At 59.9% G+C, this 4,167-nt stretch carries 3 protein-coding genes; 2 read left to right on the top strand and 1 reads right to left on the bottom strand.

The genetic code is table 11. The features are described from left to right. Positions 1–612: 612 nt before the first annotated feature. Positions 613–786, top strand: a complete 174-nt coding sequence (locus QMG52_RS21430; protein ID WP_283562427.1) for a CsbD family protein — start codon at positions 613–615, stop codon at positions 784–786. 620 nt (positions 787–1,406) lie between these two features. Here the strand turns inward: QMG52_RS21430 and QMG52_RS21435 are convergent. Next, on the bottom strand, positions 1,407–2,927 hold the full coding sequence (locus QMG52_RS21435; RefSeq protein WP_283562428.1) for an MFS transporter: 1,521 nt from the start codon (positions 2,925–2,927) through the stop codon (positions 1,407–1,409). Positions 2,928–3,039: 112 nt separating this feature from the next. On the opposite strand from QMG52_RS21435, the gene QMG52_RS21440 reads away from it, so the two are divergent. Continuing rightward, positions 3,040–3,666, top strand: coding sequence for a TetR/AcrR family transcriptional regulator (locus QMG52_RS21440; RefSeq protein WP_283562429.1), 627 nt, complete (start codon positions 3,040–3,042; stop codon positions 3,664–3,666). Positions 3,667–4,167 lie beyond the last annotated feature (501 nt).

Genomic DNA, 4,167 nt, shown 5'->3' on the forward strand with positions numbered 1-4,167 from the left:
GTGCCCGAGGTGGGACTCGAACCGGCTTCCAGCCCCCGTAAACACAGGGAAGCCCCGTGAACATACCGAATCCGAAGCAGTCCGGCACCAGTCCGACTCGATCCGACGCCCAAAGTGTGCACATTGTGCACACCCTCTTTTTTGCCCTCCGGCAGCTATCCGTCGCCACGCCCGTTCGCGAACTCAACAAGGATAAAATTCATAACCTCACCCAACCTCGCCGAAGCTCGCATCGTAATCGTCGCCGACGAAAATGCGCGCCGAAGGGATCGGCCAACCGATGAACATCGCCGTAATCGACGCCGGTGGAAGCACATTCGCACGTTCGCGTGGATGTTGCCTGGCTCGAAAGCATCGACATCTCAATTAGCAAAGCCTTCTCCTCCCGCGTCTTGGATATCCAGACCAAGGACATGCGAGACCCCTCCCAGCCCGGGAACCAGCCTCGAATCCCATGCCGTTGGAGGCAACCGAAATTCCCGAAAGTCCCCCCGTTACCCCAGCTCGTAGGCATCACTGGCGCGTTCCTCGGAGCGGCCCCAGTTCCTTGGTAAAATGGGATCATGGGGGTGGTTAGTTATTACTGGCCAACGACTACTTCAGGAGGTTGCTATGGGTCTGGGTGACAAAATCGAGAATGCCGGGCAGAAGCTCACGGGTAAGGCCAAAGAAGGTGCCGGTGAAGCGACCAACGATGACAGTCTGAAGGCCGAAGGGCAAGCCGACCAAACCAAGAGCAACCTGAAGCAGGCTGGCGAAAAAGTTAAGGACGCGTTCAAGAAATAGCAGTAACTGGACGGGTTAACGAGAAGGGGTACATCGACAACGATGTACCCCTTCCCCATCCCCGGCAAGTCATCAGGGATGGCATCCCAGATCCTTGGAAGCGGGATAGTCATGCAGAGGCCGCGGCGGAGCAAGGGAAGGACCAATCGTGCCGTGCCAAAACCATACCCACACGCGCGTTTTAAAGCTGCAGCTACAAGGACGACTAGTGGGCCGCCCGAGCGCCATCCCGAACGACCGTCTTACTTCGGCTGGTCGGTGGGTGATTCGATCTGGTCAAACGCCGCGGAAAGTTCGTCGGCCGCGGGAAGAGCGTCTCTTTCCCCGGCGGGCAGGTTTTCGTATCGAAGCGTCCTCCCACTGGTGTTGAGCCCACACCCGCGGATGACTGCCAGCTGGCGTCCGTGTCGATGAAACCTAACCGGACACAAACGAGTGCTGGTCGGGTGACAATGACTCCCTCCGCACACGTTGTTCACGCCACCGCGTTGTATGTCGATCGATCCAAGACGCCGCTGCTTGACACAGGGAGACGCCTTTCTTTTCCCAGTCCCGCTCGTCAATGTGTGGCAATTCGCGCGTCAGGAACAACGCGACAGTCCAGAAAATCTGCCCCGCGGCTAGTGAGCTGTGAGAGGCACTCGTTCGGCTGCTGCGTTGCCGTGCGGGTTGGTGAGCGACACGCCGTCGCCGCGACGGCGGAACAGTAGCGCTGAGAACACTGCGCCGAAGGCGAAGAATGTGCCGCCGGCCCAGTACGCGGTCGCGTAGCTGTGGGCGGCTGCTTCGGCAGCGACTATGGCGGTGACCGGAGCATGGGAGGCGACATAGTTGGTTGCGGCCGTGGCTGCCAGTGTGTTGAGCAGCGCAGTCCCGATTGATCCGCCGACTTGCTGACTGGTGTTCACCATCGCTGAGGCGACGCCGGCGAACTGCCGGTCGACTCCGAGGGTGGCAGTCTGCATCGACGCTGGCATGATCGACCCCATCGCAAATCCCATCACCATCAGCGGTGGCAGCACATCGGCCGCGTAGCCGCTGTGAAGATCCAGGCGGGTGAGCAGAACCATTGCGATAACACCGAGAGTCATGCCGAACGGCACCATGATCTTCGGTCCGAATCTCGGAACGAAGATGTTCGTGCCGAGTTGGGCAGCGAGGATAAGCATGGCGATCATCGGCAGGAACGAAAGGCCCGCCTGGACCGGTGTGTAGTCGAGCGTCTTCTGCAGGTAGTAGGTGACGAAGAGGAAGACTCCGAACATTCCGATTCCTGCGATGAGCACTGAACCGTAGGCTGCACCGCGGTTGCGGTCCAGGATGATCGACAGCGGCAGGAGCGGGTGTATCGCACGCCGCTGCCAGAGTACAAATGCGACCAGCAGCACGACGGCACCGGCGAGTACACCCCAGGTGAGAGGGGAGTTCCACCCATTGCTTTCGGCATTGGAGAACCCGTATACGACGCCGAACAGGGCGCCGGAGACAAGGATGGTTCCGGGAACGTCGAGCTTCGGACGCGGACCCGTTCGAATACCGTGATCAACGTAAATAACTGCGCCGATGATGGCGATGACGGCGATGAAGACGTTGATGTAAAGGTTCCAGCGCCAGTCAAAGTACTGGGTGAGGTAACCGCCGAGGAGAAGGCCGACGGCGCCGCCCGCTCCGGCAATCGCGCCAAAGACACCGAAAGCGCGGGCGCGTTCCTTCGGAACGGTGAAGGTTGTGATCAGAACGGCGAGAGCGGTCGGGGCAAGCATTGCGCCGAAAGCACCTTGAAGAGCGCGCGCGCCGACGAGCATGCCGAAGCTGTTCGCGGCACCACCGAGCGCGGATGCCAGGGCGAAGCCGGCGAGGCCGATGATGAAGGTCCGCTTCCTGCCGATGAGGTCGGAGAGCCGGCCGCCCAGGAGCAGCAAGCTGCCGAAGGCCAGAGAGTATGCAGTGACGACCCATTGGCGGTCTCCATTGGAGAAGCCAAGATCAGCCTGGGCTGCAGGTAACGCGATATTGACGACGGTGGAATCCAGAACGACCATGAGCTGGGCGAGGGCAACGACGCTGAGCGTCAACCACCGTCGGCTGGACACCACGGGGGTGTCAGAGGAGACCACGTTCGTGGCGGAGGAAGAAGACATGAAACTAAGCATATCCGAAACTCAACGGTTTCGGATATACTTAGTCTAGAATTGTTCTAGACGAAACGATAGGCCGCTCGCTGCGGTCTCCCACAGTAAGGAGTTCGCCGCAATGACGCCGATCGACCTCGCCGCTGCCGAGGTGGATACGCCGAAGCTTGGTCGCAAGCGCGACCATACCCGCGATCCGGAGATTCTAGCCGCTGCCTTGGACGTGCTCGCTGAAACTGGCTACGACCGCATGACGATTGACATGGTCGCAACACGTGCCAAGGCCGGGAAGGCCACGCTTTACCGCCGCTGGGCGTCCAAGGCAGAACTTGTTATCGACGCTGTCGCGTGCATGAAAAACGCGGGCATCGACATGGCTAATCTTCCAGATACCGGGACACTCCGGGGGGACCTTGTTGCCAATATCAAACCTCATTCGATCCAGGACGGCGACCGCAAAATTCATGTCATGGCCGGGCTGATGTCGATGATTTCGTGCGAACCAGGGCTAGCGGACGCTGTGCAGTCAGCCATCGTCGAGCCTCGCGCGAGAGTCAACCGACTCTTACTTCAGCGGGCGATCGACCGCGGCGAAATCCCGGCCGACTGTGACATGGAAAAATTGTCACTCCTTGTCGCATCCATGGCGATGTACCGAACAATGGTGCAGCGCAAGACAGCTAACCGCGAGTTTCTCATATCCGTTATTGACGAATTGCTGCTGCCAGCAGTGGGCTTACGCCCCTAGTTCAGCCGCTGGTATTGTTCCTCTGCTTCGACACGAAGGCGACGCTCCTGAACGAGCTCAACGTCAGCCTGAAGGGCGAGATGGGAAAAGCAGCCCTTGCCGACCCGAGGGCCGAAAGCGACCCCACGGTCAGCCACTCCACATTGAGCCACAGCCAATGGAAGGCGGCCAGTACCAACCCTGCTAACTGATTCTTGCCCGCGCGGTGGCGATGGCCGAGGGACCGGGCATCGGGAAAGACGAAGCGAAGCTGGCCAGCAGCGATAAACCTTCACCGGATGCATCATGGTGATCCGGCGGGCAACAGTGTTCCGTGCCGGTACAGGCCGGCCCCGGGTTTTGCAGGCCCGTACAATGTAGCTGTAAACGACCGCCAGGCTGGGTTTTCTGCCGTTTCAGATAACCCGTGCGGATCAAATCGCGGATCACTAGTTGGGTCTGCTCCGTGGTGGCCGCCAGCGGATTACCCGGCAGCCAGGTCGGTCACCATCTCCGCACCTT

Origin of the sequence: Paenarthrobacter sp. PH39-S1 (assembly GCF_030063245.1) — a bacterium.
Taxonomy (GTDB): Bacteria; Actinomycetota; Actinomycetes; order Actinomycetales; family Micrococcaceae; genus Arthrobacter_M.

What these genes read in the sequence shown, in the direction of transcription:
- QMG52_RS21430 (WP_283562427.1), top strand. Translation starts at nt 613, where the DNA reads ATGGGTCTGGGTGACAAAATCGAGAATGCCGGGCAGAAGCTCACGGGT.
- QMG52_RS21435 (WP_283562428.1), bottom strand. Translation starts at nt 2,927, where the DNA reads ATGTCTTCTTCCTCCGCCACGAACGTGGTCTCCTCTGACACCCCCGTG.
- QMG52_RS21440 (WP_283562429.1), top strand. Translation starts at nt 3,040, where the DNA reads ATGACGCCGATCGACCTCGCCGCTGCCGAGGTGGATACGCCGAAGCTT.